The following is a 17,211-nucleotide window of genomic DNA, read 5'->3' on the forward strand; positions in this document are numbered from 1 at the left end:
GCCGAGCCGGCTAGCCGTGGCTGATGAGCTGCAATCGGTGGCGCAGGGCTGGATCGTACAGCTCGCCGGTTCGCTGCGCGGCGCTACGCAGCCGCTCGTCATACCAAAGCCGCTCTTCCCGCATCCAGATCCAGCCCTCGGCCTCCAGGCTGTCGATCAGGCTGGCGAACAGCTTGCGATCGAAGAATTCCGGTGCGTCGCGTCCGGTGAGCAGGGCCAGGCGCTCGGTCAACTGCTGGCTGCGTTCCGCCAGGGCTTCGCGCCCCAGTGTGCCGGCCGGCTGGCTGAGCAGGATCGTCAGCAGCAGGTAGCCGCGCTCCAGCGAGGGCTGCATCAGCCTCGCCAGCAGGCGTAGCTGCTCGCCGGCCTCCAGCGTGCCGGGCCGTTGCCAGCCATCGGCATGGGGTTGCAGCAGGCCCTCCTGGCACAGCACCTCCAGCATGGCGGGTAGCGCCTGGGGCAGGGCGGCCGGCTCGAGGAACAGCTCTCGGGCCAGGATCGGCCAGGGGGGACCGAGCTGCGCCTGGAGGCTGTCGAGGTCGTGGCGTGGGGCATGGCGGAAGGCGAAGGCGGCGAGGCCGGGCAGGGCGAAGAGGTGCAGCACGTTGTTGCGATACCACACCAGCAGGCTGGCCTGTTCCGCCGTCGCCGTGAGAATGTCGCCCAGCGCATGGGGGCGGCGCTCGATCATGCCCAGCGCCACGACTTCGTCGATCCAGGCGTCGGGCTCGCCCCGAGGCAGGCTGACGTGCTGCCCCCCGGGCCCGTGGCGCTGCAGGGCGGCCAGCAGGGCGAGCTGGCGTGCCATCAGGCTGGCCTCGATGGCGTGATGCGGCGTGGCCAGCAGTACCAGCGCCACCAGGTTGACCGGGTTGAGCGCCGCCGCGGCGTTGATGCGCCGGGCCAGCTCGTCGCCGAGCCGCGGCACGGCCTGGTTGAGCCAGGCCGGCTTGGCCGGGCCGAGATCGTCGCGCCAGCCCGGCGTGGTGTCATCGAGCCAGGGGCCGAGCGCCAGCGGCTCGCCGACGTTGACCGTGACCTTGCCGAACGGCTGGCGCAACTGGCCGAGCACACGCAGCAGGGCCAAGGGCGTCTCCTTGCGCTTCTTGCCGCCGCGCAGCTCGCGCTGGTAGCTGGCGTTCTCGATGATGCGCTCGTAGCCGACGTAGACGGGAACGAAGGCGAGCCGGGGCGGGCTGGTGCCCGCGGCGCTGCGGCAGAACGAGCGCAGCGTCATCGACAGCATGCCGGGGCGTGGCGCGAGCATGCGCCCGCTGCGCGAGCGGCCGCCCTCGATGAAGTACTCCAGCGGATGGCCGCGCTCCAGCAGGCGGTGCAGGTACTCATTGAAGACCGCGGCGTAGAGCGGTTTGTCGCGGAAGCTGCGGCGCAGGAAGAAGGCCCCGCCGCGGCGCAGCAGCGGGCCGATCAGCGGCATGTTCAGGTTGCGCCCGGCGGCGATGTGCGGCGGCATCAGGCCGTCGCGATAGAGCACGTAGGAGAGCAGCAGGTAATCGATGTGGCTGCGATGGCAGGGCACGTAGACCAGCGTATGATCGCCGGCCAGCGCCTTGACCCGTTCGAGCCCGCGTACCTCGACGCCGTCGTAGAGCCGGTTCCACAGCCGGCGCAGCAGGCCGTCCATGAAGCGCAGCACCGGATAGGTCATGTTCGAGGCGATCTCGCGGCCGTAGCGCAGGGCGCGCCGCTGGAGCCGCTGCGGGGAGCGCTTCTCGGCCGGCGCCAGCTCGCCGATCACCCGACGCACCTCGGGGCTCGCCGCCACGCCCTCGATCAAGGTACGGCGGTGCGAGAGGTCGGGGCCAAGCACGCGCGTGCGCATGCGCCGGAAATGAACGCGCAGCAGGCGTGCGCTCTTGCGATTGGCCACGGCGGGGCCTCGCGCGTCCAGCAGGTCGCGAAGCTTGAGCGGCGCGCCGAAGTGCACCTCCACGCTCTTGCCATTGACCAGCACCGACAGCGCTCGGCGCAGGCGCCCGGTCAACTGCCAGCTGTCGGCCGCCAGCAGATGCCAGAAGCCGAAGCGCTTGCCCGGCGCGCGCCCCCAGAACACGCTCACCGGAACGAGCTGGATATCGGCCTCGGGGTGCTCGGCGAGGTACTCCAGCGCCTGGCGGAAGGGCGCCTCCAGGGCGCGCCTGTGCTGCCATAGCCGGCGCTGCCTGGCGGGCAGTGCGACACTGGCCGGCAGCTCGCGATCCTCCAGGCGGATTCTGCCGCGTGACGGCGGAAGCCCATGGCGCTGGCACAGCACGTCGAGCAACAGGGCGTCGGAGAGCGCCGGGTGGGGCAGCACGTAGAGGGTGGGGTGGGCAGGGTCGAGGGGCAGGTCGCCGGGGTCGGGTTCGATGAGGCGGGTCTCGACCCAGGCCTTGATCAAGCCCTTCCAAGGGGCGTGAAGTGCAGCGAGCAGAGTCTGGGCTAGGGCCATCCGATTGCCTCGAGGTCGAATCGAGGGGCCAGTATAGCCATGGCGCCAGGCTCGGGTCAGGTGCTTTCCCTCGACGGGCAAACGTGCGTCAATCACGGCAGGCAAGGAGACGGGAGGCGTGCCATGCATGGCATGTGGCGGGACGGCAATCGGTTCGAGCTGCTGGCGGAGTCGTCGTGCTTCCTGCCGGCGATGTTCACGGCCATGGAGCGGGCGCGCCGTTCGATCCTCGTCGAACTCTACCTGATGGAGTCGGGAGAGCTGGCCACGACGCTGATCGATACGCTGTGCCGTGCCGCGACGCGCGGCGTGACGGTCGCGCTGATGCTGGATGCCTATGGCTCCATGGGGCTGGGCGGCGAGGATCGACGCCGCCTGGAGCAGGCCGGCGTGGCGCTGCGGCTGTTCAACCCGCTGGGGCTGCACTCGCTGGCACGCAACCTGACCCGTGACCATCGCAAGCTGGTGGTGGTCGACGGCGCCGTCGCCTTCACCGGCGGCTTCGGCGCGGTCGATGAGTTCCTGAAAGCCTGGTACGAGGTGGCGGTGCGTATCGAGGGGCCGGTCGTTGCCGATTGGGTACGGCTGTTCTCGCGGGTATGGGATTCGCCGATGACGCGTGGCGCCGGCGATGCGGCTCTGGTACGCCACCTCCAGCTCGAGTTCCACCCACACGAGGACTACCACGCCATGCGTGGCCGCGTGGTGTGGGGGCAGGGCTATCGCTACCAGGCCATCCGCCACTCGCTGTATGGCCGGGTGTCGTCGGCCCAGCGTCGCATCTGGCTGTGCACGCCCTATTTCGTGCCCACCTTCAGCCTGCGCATGCGGTTGGCCCGTGCGGCTCGCCGCGGCGTCGACGTACGCCTGCTGCTGCCCGGCCAAGGCCACGACCACCCCTGGGTGCGCTATGCCGGCCAGCGCTTCTACCGGCGCCTGCTGCGCGCCGGCGTGCGCATCTTCGAGTTCCAGCCCACCTTCATTCACGCCAAGTTCTCGCTGGTCGACCAGTGGTCGAGCCTGGGCTCGTGCAACTTCGACCACTGGAGCCTGCACTGGAACCTGGAAGCCAACCAGGAGGTGGAGGATACCCGCTTCGCCGGCGAGGTGGCGGCGCTGTTCGAGCGCAACTTCACCGCCAGCCACGAGATCACCTACCAGGCCTGGGTGCGGCGCCCGCGCTGGCAGCGCTTCAAGGAGTGGCTGTTCGGCAGCTTCGATGCCTGGCTGACGCGGCTGCGCTAGCCACGAGCCACGAGCCACGAGCTAAACTTCTGCCCGAAGCCCGAAGCCCGAAGCCCGAAGCCCGAAGCCCGAAGCCCGAAGCCCGAAGCCCGAAGCCCGAAGCCCGAAGCCCGAAGCCCGAAGCCGGGAACGCTTACCGCTTGCCCTTGCCTCGGCCCGCGGGTTTCTTCTTGCGCGGCACCGGCTTGGGTGTCTCGGGCGGTACCCGATAGTGCAGGTAGAGGTCCAGCACCAGGTCGGGCAGCTGGGCGGCCAGCGACTCCAGGCGCGCGGTGTCCGCCGTCATGTCGGCCATGTCCGGCTCGTCGTCGAACAGGCCGGAGAGCGCCATGAACGGCAGCAGCAGGGTGGCGACCGTCTCCTCGTCCTGCTCGAACCAGGCGGCCTCGTCGAGGAACACCCCCTCCATGAAGCCGGCGCACCAGTCGCCGATGGGCGTCTCCTCCGGGACCGAGCCGTCCAGGGTGAGTTCGAAGGGCAGCTCGGGCAGGCCGCCCTGCTCCAGGGTGTCGATGGCGTTGCCGCGAAGTTTCTCCAGCAGGCCCAGTATCTCGCTGCGCTCGGCGTCGTCGGTAAAGCTCGGCTCGCCGTGGAACAGCTCGGCCACCCAGGCAGCGGCCTCGATCTCGCGTGGCGCCACGGCCAGGGCGACGAGAAAACCATGGGCCGAGATCAGGTCCAGAGCATCGGGATCGACGCGCTCGGAGTCGAGAAACTCATCGAGGCGCTCGAGTTCGTCGTCCTCGAGCAGGGGCTGGGGCAGGGGCGTATCGGACATCGGGCCTCTCGCATGGCATCGTGAAGGCGGAACGTGGCCGCGCTGGGCTGGACAGCGCCGTGGCGGGACGTCATTTTAGCACCCATGAAACGACCTGCGCTCTCCGATCCCTGCCCCGAGTGGCTGGCAAGTCTCGACGATGCCGCGCTACACCACGCCCTGCTGGAGCGGGTGGAGGTGGCCTGGCAGCTGTGTCGCGACTACCATCCCAGGCTGCCCCGGCCCGGGGTCTGGTGCGACCTGCGTGGCAAGTGCGCCGGCCAGGCCCACTACGGCCGTGGCGGGCTGCGCTTCAACCCGGTGCTGTACCGCGAGAACCGCCATGCCTTTCTCAGCGAGGTGGTGCCCCACGAGATGGCTCACTGGCTGGTCCGGCACCTGAGCGATGGTCATCGGGCCAAGCCCCACGGGCGCGAGTGGCGCACCGTGATGACACGGCTGTTCGGGCTCGAGCCGCGGGTGACCCATCGCTTCGATGTCGAACGCGCGAGCCCCACGCCTTATCGCTATCATTGTGGCTGCCAGGAGCACTTCTTCACTTCACGTCGTCACTCGCTGGCGCGCAATGGACGCCGCTACCGCTGTTTGTCGTGTGCTCAGACCTTGGTCTATCAGCCCTTTGTAGAGCATGGAAAAGTTACTACAAATGTATGATTCATAAAGAAAAAATCGTGATACCAAGGTCTAAGAGTTAGGCCCGCTTCGACGGTATATGCTGAAGGGCGAATCTGATGCCGGCGCAATCCATAACAAGGCAGCCGGTAACATCCACCGAGAGGGTGCATCTCCTGGAAGAGGCTAGCCAATGACCGATCAGAAAGTCTATCCGGTACGCGACGACATCGCCGCCAATGCCTGGATCGATCGTGACAAGTATCAGGCCCTGTACAAGCAGTCCGTCGACGACCCCGAGGGGTTCTGGGCCGAGCAGGCCAAGCGCATCGACTGGTTCAAGGCGCCGACGAAGATCAAGCATACCTCCTACGATCCGCATAACGTCGACATTCGCTGGTTCGAGGACGGCACCCTGAACGCCAGCGTGAGCTGCCTCGACAGGCACCTGGAGACACGCGGCGACCAGACCGCGATCATCTGGGAAGGCGACGATCCCAAGGATTCCAAGCACGTCAGCTACCGCGAGCTGTATACCAAGACCTGCCAGCTGGCCAACGCACTCAAGGAGCTCGGCGTTCGCAAGGGCGACGTGGTCACCCTCTACATGCCGATGATCCCAGAGGCGGCGGTGGCCATGCTGGCCTGCGCCCGCATCGGCGCCGTGCACTCGGTGGTGTTCGGCGGCTTCTCCCCCGATGCCCTGGCCCAGCGCATCATCGGCGCCGACTCCAAGCTCGTCATCACCGCCGACGAGTCGGTGCGCGGTGGCAAGCAGGTGCCGCTCAAGGACAACGTCGATGCCGCCCTGACCCGCAAGGGCACCGAGGTGTGCGAGAACGTGCTGGTGGTCAAGCGCACCGGTGGCGAGATCGAGTGGAGGGAGGGCCGCGACCTCTGGTACCACGACCTGGTCGACAAGCAGGCGACCGACTGCCCGGCCGAGGAGATGAACGCCGAGGATCCGCTGTTCATCCTCTACACCTCCGGCTCCACCGGCGCGCCCAAGGGGCTCAAGCACACCACCGGCGGCTACCTGGTCTACGCCAGCCTGACCCACCAGTATATCTTCGACTATCAGGACGGCGAGGTGTACTGGTGCACCGCCGACGTGGGCTGGGTCACCGGCCACAGCTACATCGTCTACGGCCCGCTGGCCAACGGCGCCGTCACGCTGATGTTCGAGGGCGTGCCGAGCTACCCGACCCACGGCCGCATGGGCGAGATCGTCGACAAGCACAAGGTCAACATCCTCTACACCGCACCGACCGCCATCCGCGCACTGATGGCGCACGGCGACGACGTGATGAACTCGAGCAAGCGCGACACGCTGCGCGTGATGGGCTCGGTGGGCGAGCCGATCAACCCCGAGGCGTGGGAGTGGTACTACCGCGTGATCGGCAACTCCCAGTGTCCGATCGTCGACACCTGGTGGCAGACCGAGACCGGCGGCATCATGATTTCGCCGCTGCCGGGCGCCATCGACCTCAAGCCGGGCTCGGCCACGCTGCCGTTCTTCGGCGTACAGCCGGCACTGCTCGACAGCGAGGGCAACGAGCTGAAAGGCGCCGTGGACGGCAACCTGGTGATCAGCGACTCCTGGCCCGGTCAGGCGCGTTCGATCTGGGGCGACCACGAGCGTTTCGTGCAGACCTACTTCTCCACCTACAAGGGCTACTACTTCACCGGTGACGGCTGCCGCCGCGACGAGGACGGCTACTACTGGATCACCGGCCGCGTCGACGACGTGCTCAACGTCTCCGGCCACCGCATGGGCACCGCCGAGATCGAGTCCTCGCTGGTGGCCCACGAAGCCGTGGCCGAGGCCGCCGTGGTGGGCTTCCCGCACGACATCAAGGGCCAGGGCATCTACATCTACGTGACCCTGACCGATGGCGTCGAGCCCAGCGACGAGCTCAAAAAGGAGCTGACCCAGTGGGTGCGCAAGGACATCGGGCCGATCGCCTCGCCGGACGTCATCCAGTGGGCGCCGGGTCTGCCCAAGACCCGCTCGGGCAAGATCATGCGCCGTATCCTGCGCAAGATCGCCGCCAACGAGACCGATGGACTGGGCGATACCAGCACCCTGGCCGATCCGAGCGTGGTGGATGACCTCATCGAGAATCGCGCCAACCGCTGATTTGTCCAGCGTCCCATTGCTAGAAACGACCTCGCCGGCCTTCGGGCCGGCTTTTTCGTCTCAGCCTGCGCTGGCGATGGCCTTGGCCAGCTCGGCCTTGCTCATGCGGCTGCGGCCGGGCACGTCGAGCTGCTGGGCGCGCTCGTAGAGCTCGTCGCGGGAGAGGCTTTCCAACTCGGCCAGCTCGGCGGGCCGACGCTTGCCGCGTGGTGCCGCCTTGCCGTCGCTCTCTCCGGCGGCCCTCTTGCCCGCGCCGCGCTGGCCTGAGGGGCGCTTCTTGGTCTCGCTGCGCTTGGCCGCCGGCTTGCCGCGCCCATCCGGCTGGCCCTTGCCGGTGTCTTCGCGCCTATCCTGGCCGGGCGGGCGCCCTTCGGCGAGGCTCTGCTTGAGCACCTGCATCAGGTCGATCACTTCGCCGCCCTGTTCCGGCTCGACATCGGGCGCGTCCTCCTCGCCCAGGGCGATCACGTCCTCGCCGCGCTCGAGCTTCTCTTCGGCACGCGCGACGATGCGCTGGCTCTGCCGGTCCTGTAGCGCTTCGCGTTCGAGATCCTCCTCGCTCAGTGCCTCGATGGCCTGTTGCATCGCCTTCACTCTGCTCTTGTCGACCTTGGAAGGCTCGGGCAGGTCGATGTCGTCCGGGGTGCGCAGCTCTTCGGCGAAGCGCAGCGTCTCGGCGCGCAGGATGCCTTTCTCGGCAATGATCGCCACCAGATACTCCTTGCCGCGCATGACGAAGGTGGCGATACCGGCGCGCCCGGTGGCCTCCATGCTTTGCGCCAGCAGACGGTAGGCCTTGGTCACGCCCTTGTCGGGGGTCATGAAATAGGCGCGTTCGAAGTACATCGGGTCGATCTCGTCGAGGCCGACGAAGCGCTTGAGATCGATCTCCTGGGACTTCTCCGGCGCCAGCGAATCGAGCTCGCGATCCTCCACCACCACGAATTCGTTCTTCTCGACCTCGTAGCCGCGGATCAGCTCGTCGTAGTCGAGCACGCGCTCCTCCTTCTCGCAGAAGTAGCGCCGCGCCAGCGGTGTGCCGTCGCGGTCGACCATGCGCAGCGACACCGGCTTGGGGCGGTTGGCCGGGTAGAGGTTGACCGGCAGGCTGACCAGACCGAAGGTGATGGTGCCCGACCACAGCGGGCGCGGGCCGCTGGCGTGGAAGCGTTTGTTCTCCTCGCCCTGGGCCGATTCGTCCTTTTCCTTCGTGCGGCGCTTGTCCTTCGGCGTGGGCTTGGTTTTCGATTTCGGGCTAGGCACGCTTGCGCTCCTTCTTGAGGCTGGCCTCGAGCGCCTTGGAGAGATCGTCGGAAGCTTCGCGCCGGCGAATCGGGGTGACCTTGACGCGCTTGCCGCGCCGCTTGGCCTCGATCAGCTCCAGCACCCGCTCGCGATACTCGTCGTGGTATGCCTCGGGGTCGAACTCCGCCTCCAGCATGCCGATCAGCTGGCGTGCCATGTCGAGTTCCTTGGCGTCGAGTGCCTTGCCCTTGGGGGGCTCCAGTGCGTCGACCGGTACCACCTGCTCCTCGTGGCGCAGCGACATCAGCATCGGTACGCCGCGATGCAGACGCAGGGCGCCGACATAGCTCTTCTTGCGCATGACCCAGCGTGCCAGGCCCTCCTTGCCGCTGTTGCCCAGCGCCTCGGCCAGGGCGAAATAGAGCGACTCGCTGCCATCCGGGCCGAGGAAGTAGGGCCGGTCGTACCAGCGGTGGTCGATCACCTGCGGCGGCATGAAGCGGATCACCTCGATATCGCGGCCCGAGTCCGGCTCCAGCGCCTCGAGTTCCTGCTTGTCGAACACCACCAGGCTGCCCTCGTCGGTGCGATAGGCGCGGCGGGTCTCGGCGTGAGGCACGATCTCCTCGGTGTCGGGATTGACCATGGCCTGCTTGACCGGTGAGCGGTCCTTCTCGTGCAGCAGACGGAAGTGCACGCTGCGATCCTGCACCGCGGAGTAGAGCTTGACCGGTACCTCCACGTCACCGAAGCGGATCACGCCTTTCCACATCGCCCGTGCCGCCATCATCGCTTCTCCTTCTGGTAGGCATCTTCCTCATGACATTCGGGGCACAGCGTCTCGCGGCTCTCGTAGCGTGTCTCGACGCAGACCGGACAGATCGGCCGGTCGCAGTAGATGCAGTGGTAACCCGCCTCATAGTGAAAGGTGCGCAGGCAGAACTGACAGGTCTCGGGGCCGGACTCCATCCACCACGGCGCATCGCTCATCTCGTTCCTCCGGGTCGTGATCCAGGCCGTCGTCACTTCACGCCCACGGCCTTGAGCAACTGGGTATCCAGCGGGCGCGCCGCCTCGTCGAACCCCGCCCAGGGGTCCTCGCCCAGCGCCGAGAGCCGCCGCCGCAGGTTCCCGACGTTGTAGCGGTCGGCGCGTAGCGCGGCGTTGAGCTCGTCCCAGCGGATCGGTACCGCCACCGGGGCGTTCCTGCGTGCGCGCACGGTATAAGAGGCCACCGCCGTGGCGCCGCGGCCGTTGCGCAGGTAGTCGATGAAAATACGCCCTTCGCGCTTGGCCTTGGACATGTTGGTGGTCAGCCGCTTGGGGTCGTCCTTGGCATGCGCTTCGGCCACTCCCTTGGCGAAGGCCTTGGCTTGCTCCCACTCGGCGCTGGGTTCGAGCGGCACCACCAGGTGCAAGCCCTTGCCGCCGGTGGTGCGCAGGAAGGGCGTCAGCCCCAGCGACTCGAGGCGCTCCCGCAGGGTGCCGGCGACGCGCAGGATCTCCTTCCAGGCGACGCCTTCGTCGGGGTCGAGGTCGAATACCAGCCCGTCGGGCTGTTCCAGGTGATCGATGCGGCTGCCCCAGGGGTGGATCTCCAGCGCACCGGCCTGCACCAGGCCGATCAGGTCGGCGGCCGTTTCGACGTAGACGTACTCGGCGCTGCCCTGCTTTTCGGGCACGTCGAGACGCGGCACGCTGGCGGGAATGGCGCGGCGCGGGTGCTTCTGGAAGAAGCATTCGTCGTTGCGCCCTTGGGGGCAGCGCACCAATGACAGCGGCCGGCGGGCCAGGTGGGGCAGCACCCACTCGTGGATCTGCTCGTAGAAACGCGCCAGGTCGAGCTTGGTCAGGCCCTGCTCGGGAAACAGCACCCGCTCGGGGTGGGTGAGGCGTACGCCGAGCAGTGAGGTCTCGTCCCTGCGCTTGCGGGTGGCTGGCTTGCCCAGGCTGTCGTGCTCTTCCGGCGTGCCTTCGGTGGCCATCTCCTTGGTCGGGGTCATGCGGATCTCCTCCGGGTTGCGATCCTCGCGCAGGCCGCGAAAGGCCGGGTGGCGCAGGCGGCCGTCGCGGGTGCGTTCGGTGAACTCCACCTCGATCACCAGTTCGGGGCGTACCCAGTGCACCGAGCGACCGTCCGGCACGCTGCCGTGGAAGGGCGAACGCTTCACCTCGAGTGCCTGCAGGGTGGCGCTCAGCCGCTCCAGCAGGCGGTTGTTGAAGCCGGTGCCGACGCGGCCGGCGTAGACCAGTCCCTGCCTGCCGTAGGCGCCCATCAGCAGTGAGCCGAAGCCGCTGCGCGAGCCGCCGGGGTCGGTATAGCCGCCGACGACGAACTCCTCGTGGCTGACGCACTTGACCTTCAACCAGTCGCGGCTGCGCTTCTGCTGGTAGCGGCTGTCGGCGCGCTTGCAGATGATGCCCTCGAGACCCATCTGACAGGCGCGTTCGTGGAAGGCCCTGCCGTGGGTCTCGAGATGGTCGGAGTAGCGAATCGTGCCGTTTTCCATGTCGGCGGCGTCGAGCAGTGCCGCCAGGGTGCGCTTGCGCTCGAGCAGCGGCACGCCGGCCAGGTCGTAGCCTGACAGATAGGGCAGGTCGAACACCTGATAGACCAGGGCAGCGGTGCGGCCGCTGGACAGCGCCTCCTGCAGGTCGCCGAAGCGGCTGACCCCGTCCTTGCCCATGGCCACCACCTCGCCGTCGAGCAGCGCCGAATCCACCGGCAGCGGCTCGAGCACCCGGGCGATCTCGGGGAAGCGGTGGGTCCAGTCCTTGCCGTTGCGGGTGATCAGGCGCACCTCGCCCTGGTCGATACGCGCGAGCAGACGATAGCCGTCGAGCTTGATCTCGTGGATCCACTCGCCCTGAGCCGGCACCTCGCGGGCCAGGGTGGCAAGCTGCGGTTTCACCTCGCGCGGCAGCTTCGCCCGCCGGGCACCGTCGAGGCCGCTGGGGTCGGGTGGGGCAAGCGTGGCCTCACCCGCATCGTCGGACGAACCCCAGGTGTTATCGCGATCCTCGGCGATCTCGCGCATGCTGCGCCCGCTGGCGACGCTCGCGTCAAGTTCCACCGTGAGCGAATCCTCCATGCGCGCCTTGTCGTCGTGGCGCTTGATCATCAGCCAGTTGCGCCCGTGCTTGTCCTGGCGCTTGCCGCTCATGCGGGTCAGCGTCCAACTGCCCTTGAGCCGCTCACCGTCCAGTTCGATGTCGATTCGATCCGGCTTGGGCTTGCCCTTGAGCTGCCAGGTGCCGCGGTCCCATAGCATAACGGTGCCGCCGCCGTAGGCCTTCTGGGGGATGACCCCCTCGAACTCGCCATACTCCAGCGGGTGGTCCTCCACCTCGACGGCCAGGCGCTTCTCGCCGGGCTCGAGGCTCGGCCCCTTGGGCAGGGCCCAGCTCCTGAGCACGCCCTCCTGCTCCAGGCGCAGGTCGAAGTGGTCGTGGCTCGCCGCATGCTTGTGCATCACGTAGAGATTGCCCGCGGCGGCTTCGCTTCGCGCCTCGCCGGCGGGCTCGCGCGTCCGCGTGAAGTCGCGCTTGCGGCGGTACTCCTCGAGTCGTTCCATCGGCTCCATCCTTGGCCGCTGACGCTCAGGCAAAAGGCCTCGCCTCTCAGCCTAGCCCCGCTTGGCGCGGGGGCCAAATCCGTGGCACGCCGCCGCGGCGTTTCCCGGTCTCACCGGCCCGATTCGCCAGCAAGTCATTGGCCTTTGCGTGCCGTTTTGTTTCCCGGGGTTTGGAAGGGTAAAGAATCGTCTTCCTCATGGAACCTTGGGCGGCGGCTACTTATCTTGAGAAGTGTATGGAACACAGGAAAGCCACTGACTGGCTCTCCCTCGCAACTGTCATGGAGATAGACGGATGAAGCGGAATATCTTTGTCGTGGCGCTGGAAGACCAGCAGCGCCAGGAGCTGGAAACTCTACGGCATTCGGAAAAGGTCAAGGTGCACAGCCTGTTGTCGGTCAAGGAGGCTGTCGAGTCGCCCAACTTTTCGTTCAATGCCCTGTTGGATGAGGCACGTAGCAAGCTCGAGTCGTTTTATGGCTCCGTAGACGCCATTGTGGCCCAGTGGGACTTTCCCACGAGTGTGATGGTCCCGATCCTGTGCCGGGAGTACGACATCCCCTCGCCTTCGGTGGAGAGCGTGCTCAAGTGCGAACACAAGTACTGGAGCCGGCTCGAGCAGCAGAAGGTCGTTCCCGAAGTGGTACCGGAATTTTGTGGCGTCGATCCGTTCGCGGAGGACCCGCTCTCTCAGGTCTCTCTGAAGTACCCGTTCTGGATCAAGCCGGTCAAGGCGTTCTCCTCGCACCTGGGGTTCAAGATCGAGAACGACGAGCAGTTTCATGCAGCCATCAAGGAGATTCGCGAAGGCATCCGTCAGCTGGGCGACCCCTTCAACGAGGCGCTGAATCATGCCGAGTTGCCCCCGGAAATCCAGCACATGGACGGCAATTCCTGTATCGCCGAGCAACTCGTCGCAGGCGTGCAGGGCGCTCCGGAGGGGACCGTTTATCGCGGTGAATTCAACGTGCACGGCATCATTTCCCAGCCCAGCACGGAGATGAGCGATGCGCCTTACGACCGTATCGAATACCCCAGCCACCTGCCGGAGCCCGTCCACCGTCAGATGATCGAGGTCTCCAGGAAGTTTCTCGAGCATATCGGCTACGACAATGGCTGCTTCAACGCCGAGTTCCTCTGGGATGAGTCGCAAGACAAGCTGTGGCTGATCGAGGTCAACACGCGTATCTCCCAGTCCCACAGCGAGATATTCATCATGGTCGACGGCATGTCGAACCATGAGGTGGCCGTCGATATCGCGCTGGGTGAGCGGCCCTCCCTGGCCAACCGCCTGGGCGAGCATGCCGTCGCCGCCAAGTGCTTCATCCCCTACAAGCACGAGGATGGTATCGTCCGGCGAGTTCCGAGCCGTGAGGAGATCGAGGCGCTTGCCGATCGCTTTCCCGGGACCAAGGTGCGGATCGATGTGCAGCCGGGCGATCGATTGGGCGAGCTGATGCACCAGGACAGCTTTAGCTACCGCCTGGGAACCCTCTATGTTGCGGGTGAGGATCACGAACAGGTCGATCAGCGCTACAAGGCTTGCCTGGAGGCGCTCCAGTTCGAGATCGAACCCATTCAATGAACCCGAAAGGAGGAACCGTGAGTGTCGTAGACTCGTTTCCCTACCAGGTTCGCGAGATAGAGAACGTCTTCATCCCGATGCGTGACGGGGCTCAGCTGGCAGCCAGGATCTGGCTGCCGGAGGAGGCCGAGCGCACGCCGCTGCCGGCAATCATGGAGTACATCCCCTACCGCAAGCGCGATATCACCCGCGGGCGGGATGCCGCCAACCATGCCTACCTGGCCGGACACGGCTATGTCTGTGTCCGGGTCGACATGCGCGGCAGCGGCGATTCGGACGGCGTGCTCACCGACGAGTACACCCAGCAGGAACAGGAGGATGGCGTCGATGCCATCGCCTGGCTCGCCGAGCAGCCCTGGTGCGACGGCAATGTCGGCATGATGGGTATCTCCTGGGGTGGCTTCAACAGCCTGCAGGTGGCGGCCAAGCAGCCGCCGGCGCTCAAGGCGATCATCAGCATCTGCTCGAGCGACGATCTCTATGCCGACAACATGCACTACATGGGCGGCTGCCTGCTCGGCGACAACCTGTCCGAGGCGACCGTGATGTTCGCCTTCAATACCCTGCCGCCAGACCCTCAGATCGTCGGCAACCGCTGGCGCGACATGTGGTTCGACCGCATGGAGAACAGCGGGCTGTGGCTCGAGCAGTGGATCGAGCACCAGCGTCGCAGCGCCTATTGGTCCACCAGCTCGGTCAACGAGTACTACTCGGCGATCCAGTGTCCGGTCTATGCCATTGGCGGCTGGGCAGACGGCTTCACCAATACCGTGCTGCGCCTAATGCAGCATCTGGAAGTGCCGCGCAAAGGATTGATCGGGCCCTGGGGCCACAAGTACCCCCATCAGGGTATCCCCGGGCCGGCCATCGGCTTTCTACAGGAATCGCTGCGCTGGTGGGATTACTGGCTCAAGGGCAAGGACACCGGCATCATGGACGAACCCATGCTGCGTGCCTGGGAGCAACACAGCGTGCCGCCGGACACCTCGTACGACGAGCGTCCCGGCCGCTGGATAGGTGAGGCGAGCTGGCCGTCCGACAATATCAGCATGCGGCGCTACGGCCTGGGTCCCTATACCATCGCCATGGGCGAGGGGCATGGCGGCCCCCATCAGCAGGAGGGGCATGAAAGCGCGCTGGCGCTGCAGTCTCCCATCAGCGTGGGGCAGTCGGCGGGCAAATGGTGCTCCTATGCCGCCACGCCGGACCTGCCTGGCGACCAGCGCGAGGAGGATGGCGGTTCGTTGATTTTCAGCAGCCGCCAGCTGGCCGAGCCGCTCGAGATCTTCGGCATGCCGATGGTGGAGTTCGAGCTCTCCTGCGACAAGCCGCAGGCGATGCTGGCCGTGCGTCTCTCCGACGTGGCGCCGGATGGCAAGTCGACCCGCGTCACCTATGGCCTGCTCAACCTGTCGCATCGTGACAGCGACGCCGATCCCGAGCCGCTGGTGCCGCATCGGCGCTATCGGGTGCGCATCCCGATGAACGGCATCGCCCAGTGCTTTCCGGTTGGTCACCAGCTGCGCCTGTCGGTCTCGACCTCCTACTGGCCGCTGGCCTGGCTGCCGCCGGAGCCGGCCCAGGTGGACATCTACCCGGACAGCTGCGCGCTGGTGTTGCCGGAGCGAACGCCGGGCGAGGAGGATACGCGGCTGCCCGACTTCGACGAGCCCGAGGAGGCCCCGCCGCTGGAGACCCATACCTTCTCCGCCAGCGAGCACAACTGGTTGCTGCATCGCGACCTGGCGACCAAGGAGTCGACCCTGGAAGTCATCAACGACCAGGGGCACTTCCGCATCGAGGACATCGGTACCGAGGTGCGCCGCAGTACTCGGGAGTGGTACAGCACCGTCAACGACGACTTCACCTCGGCGCGCGGCGAGACCTATACCGAGCGCTCCTTCAAGCGCGACGACTGGAACGTGGAAATCTACACGCGCAGCATCCTGAGCTGCGACGAGAGCAATTTCTTCGTCCACGCTCAGCTCGATGCCTATGAAGACGACTACCGGGTCTTTTCCAAGAACTGGGAGAAGGTGATTCCCCGCGATCACATGTAGGGCCATGGCCTGCGAATAGCGCCGTCCCCTCGCGGGGCGGCGCTGTTGGCGTGGCGCTGCTGCTGCGACCGCCACGCTGGTCTCGAGTCCCTCACTGGCGCCAGGCGCGCTTGCGACAAATGCCACAAAAAACCCCGGCGGAGCGCCGGGGAAGCGAGGGGCCTACGGAGGGGCATTCGCGATGTGTCAGGAAACGGTGCTCAGGTCTTGGCGCGCAGGTCGCCGTCCTCCGAGCGCTCCAGGAACTGGCGCGTGGTCGCGTCGAGATGCTGGCCGAGCCATTCGGCCATGGCTTCCTCTTCCCTGAGGATATCCTCGCAGATGCGGGCAATTTCCGGCTTGGAGGCCTTCTCCGCCGCCTGGATCAACGCCTTGTAGCTGGCGATTTCGAAATGCTCGAAGGCGTAGCTGGCGAGGCCGCCCTTGACCACTTCGTCACTGGCCATCATGCCGCCCATGGCCTGGCCGAAGGCTGTCAGCTTGCCGCCGAGGTCCTTCACGGTGGACAGGTCGCTACCGAGCAGCGAGATGCACTGTTCGATCTTCTCCGCCTGGCCGCGTGTCTCGCTCAGGTGTTGCTCGATGCGTGCCTTGAGCTGTGGGTAGTGCTCCAGGCGGCTGGCCTGGGCTTCCAGCATCTTCTCCGCCTGCTTCTCCATGGCATGTGCATCGCGCAGCCAGTCTTCCAGGTGCTTGGGAGTCTGCGGTTCGGTGCCCATGGGCTGTCTCCTTGCGGTTGCGATCGGTGAGGTAGCCGAGCACTTGTACGGGCCGAATCGGCTCCGGATCGCCGGAACCAGGCCCGACGTGACCCGGGCCGATGCCTGTCGGCGACCGTTCAGTGAGTGAGAAGAAGCTGCCGGAGAACACGCTCCGGCAGCTTGGGTGGGTCAAGGCGTTCGCGAGAACGGCATTCAGCTGTTCTTGCCGCCCTTGCGCCCCGCCTCGGAGGCCTTCTGACGATCGTTGGCGAAGTTGCCACCGCTGTGCTGGCCGCCTTTCTGGCCGGCCTGGGAGGCCTTCTGCGGGTCATTGGCGAAGTTGCCACCGCTGTGCTGGCCGCCTTTCTGGCCGGCCTGGGAGGCCTTCTGTGGGTCGTTGGCGAAGTTGCCGCTGCTACGCTGACCACCCTTGTGGCCGGCTTCTGAGGCCTTCTTGGGATCGTTGGCGAAGTTTCCGGGATTCTGGTTGCGCTGTGCCATGGTAATCTCCTTGAATCCTTTCCGCATGAGCATTCATGCATGTACTTCCATTTACCGGGAATCCGGCACTGCTGGCGTTTGCCATCGTCTTTGAAGATAGAAGCCGCTTTTAACGCTCATCAAGGGGGTTGCTGTTTCCAAGTGAAAAGAAAGTTGTCCCGGTTCGCTTGCGGTTCCCTCGCCGCCGGCGTTGGCCAAAGCGTTGTCGACAACATGCTTCATTCGCTTGGGAAGCGCCTTGGCATGGGGTAACATGCGGTGAACAGTTAAGAGCCCAAGTGGCGGCCCCAGGCCCCGAGCTCGAGGAACCGGAGGAG

The 17,211-nt window shown here is 66.3% G+C and carries 13 protein-coding genes; 5 read left to right on the plus strand and 8 right to left on the minus strand.

Going from position 1 to position 17,211, the window contains the following annotated elements; all coding sequences use genetic code 11:
• Nucleotides 1–10: 10 nt before the first annotated feature.
• Nucleotides 11–2,452: a glycerol-3-phosphate 1-O-acyltransferase PlsB gene (gene plsB, locus HNO51_RS04285; protein WP_209538576.1), complete on the minus strand. Its 2,442-nt coding sequence runs from the start codon at nt 2,450–2,452 to the stop codon at nt 11–13.
• A gap of 123 nt (nt 2,453–2,575) precedes the next feature.
• Between plsB and HNO51_RS04290 the strand changes: the two genes are divergently transcribed.
• Entirely contained in the window at nt 2,576–3,697 is a 1,122-nt protein-coding gene (locus HNO51_RS04290; RefSeq protein ID WP_209538577.1) for a phospholipase D-like domain-containing protein, read from the plus strand.
• 133 nt (nt 3,698–3,830) lie between these two features.
• Here HNO51_RS04290 and HNO51_RS04295 read toward each other — a convergent pair whose 3' ends face one another.
• Nucleotides 3,831–4,475 (minus strand): YecA/YgfB family protein, encoded by a 645-nt coding sequence (locus HNO51_RS04295; RefSeq protein ID WP_197449791.1) that lies wholly within the window; start codon nt 4,473–4,475, stop codon nt 3,831–3,833.
• A gap of 84 nt (nt 4,476–4,559) precedes the next feature.
• On the opposite strand from HNO51_RS04295, the gene HNO51_RS04300 reads away from it, so the two are divergent.
• Entirely contained in the window at nt 4,560–5,129 is a 570-nt protein-coding gene (locus tag HNO51_RS04300; protein WP_197449792.1) for a SprT family zinc-dependent metalloprotease, read from the plus strand.
• Nucleotides 5,130–5,280: 151 nt separating this feature from the next.
• Nucleotides 5,281–7,227, plus strand: a complete 1,947-nt coding sequence (gene acs, locus HNO51_RS04305) for an acetate--CoA ligase (protein ID WP_197449793.1) — start codon at nt 5,281–5,283, stop codon at nt 7,225–7,227.
• Between the two features lie 60 nt (nt 7,228–7,287).
• On the opposite strand, the gene ku (HNO51_RS04310) is transcribed toward acs, so the two are convergent.
• The 4 genes from ku (HNO51_RS04310) to ligD are packed head-to-tail and all read right to left on the minus strand — an operon-like array spanning nt 7,288 to nt 12,047.
• Nucleotides 7,288–8,490 carry a non-homologous end joining protein Ku gene (ku, locus tag HNO51_RS04310; protein WP_209538578.1) on the minus strand — a complete coding sequence of 401 codons (1,203 nt, stop codon included), beginning with the start codon at nt 8,488–8,490 and terminating at the stop codon, nt 7,288–7,290.
• Nucleotides 8,483–9,262 carry a non-homologous end joining protein Ku gene (gene ku / locus HNO51_RS04315; RefSeq protein ID WP_242597202.1) on the minus strand — a complete coding sequence of 260 codons (780 nt, stop codon included), beginning with the start codon at nt 9,260–9,262 and terminating at the stop codon, nt 8,483–8,485. Before ku (HNO51_RS04315) ends, ku (HNO51_RS04310) begins: the two co-directional genes overlap by 8 nt.
• The gene (locus HNO51_RS04320) at nt 9,259–9,462 is read right to left on the minus strand and encodes a hypothetical protein (protein WP_197449795.1); all 204 of its coding nucleotides are present in this window, start codon (nt 9,460–9,462) and stop codon (nt 9,259–9,261) included. The genes ku (HNO51_RS04315) and HNO51_RS04320 overlap by 4 nt, the downstream gene beginning before the upstream one ends.
• Nucleotides 9,463–9,494: 32 nt before the next feature.
• Nucleotides 9,495–12,047, minus strand: a complete 2,553-nt coding sequence (ligD, locus tag HNO51_RS04325; RefSeq protein ID WP_209538579.1) for a DNA ligase D — start codon at nt 12,045–12,047, stop codon at nt 9,495–9,497.
• A 295-nt stretch (nt 12,048–12,342) separates the two neighbouring features.
• On the opposite strand from ligD, the gene HNO51_RS04330 reads away from it, so the two are divergent.
• Both HNO51_RS04330 and HNO51_RS04335 read left to right on the plus strand, forming a co-directional pair.
• On the plus strand, nt 12,343–13,632 hold the full coding sequence (locus HNO51_RS04330; RefSeq protein WP_197449797.1) for an ATP-grasp domain-containing protein: 1,290 nt from the start codon (nt 12,343–12,345) through the stop codon (nt 13,630–13,632).
• 17 nt (nt 13,633–13,649) lie between these two features.
• The gene (locus HNO51_RS04335) at nt 13,650–15,692 is read left to right on the plus strand and encodes a CocE/NonD family hydrolase (protein WP_209538580.1); all 2,043 of its coding nucleotides are present in this window, start codon (nt 13,650–13,652) and stop codon (nt 15,690–15,692) included.
• Between the two features lie 200 nt (nt 15,693–15,892).
• Here HNO51_RS04335 and HNO51_RS04340 read toward each other — a convergent pair whose 3' ends face one another.
• The gene (locus HNO51_RS04340) at nt 15,893–16,411 is read right to left on the minus strand and encodes a ferritin-like domain-containing protein (RefSeq protein WP_209538581.1); all 519 of its coding nucleotides are present in this window, start codon (nt 16,409–16,411) and stop codon (nt 15,893–15,895) included.
• 195 nt (nt 16,412–16,606) lie between these two features.
• Nucleotides 16,607–16,894 carry a con-10 family general stress protein gene (locus HNO51_RS21240; RefSeq protein ID WP_197449800.1) on the minus strand — a complete coding sequence of 96 codons (288 nt, stop codon included), beginning with the start codon at nt 16,892–16,894 and terminating at the stop codon, nt 16,607–16,609.
• Between the last annotated feature and the right edge of the window lie 317 nt (nt 16,895–17,211).

It is taken from the genome of Billgrantia sulfidoxydans, assembly GCF_017868775.1.
Lineage (GTDB): Bacteria > Pseudomonadota > Gammaproteobacteria > Pseudomonadales > Halomonadaceae > Halomonas > Halomonas sulfidoxydans.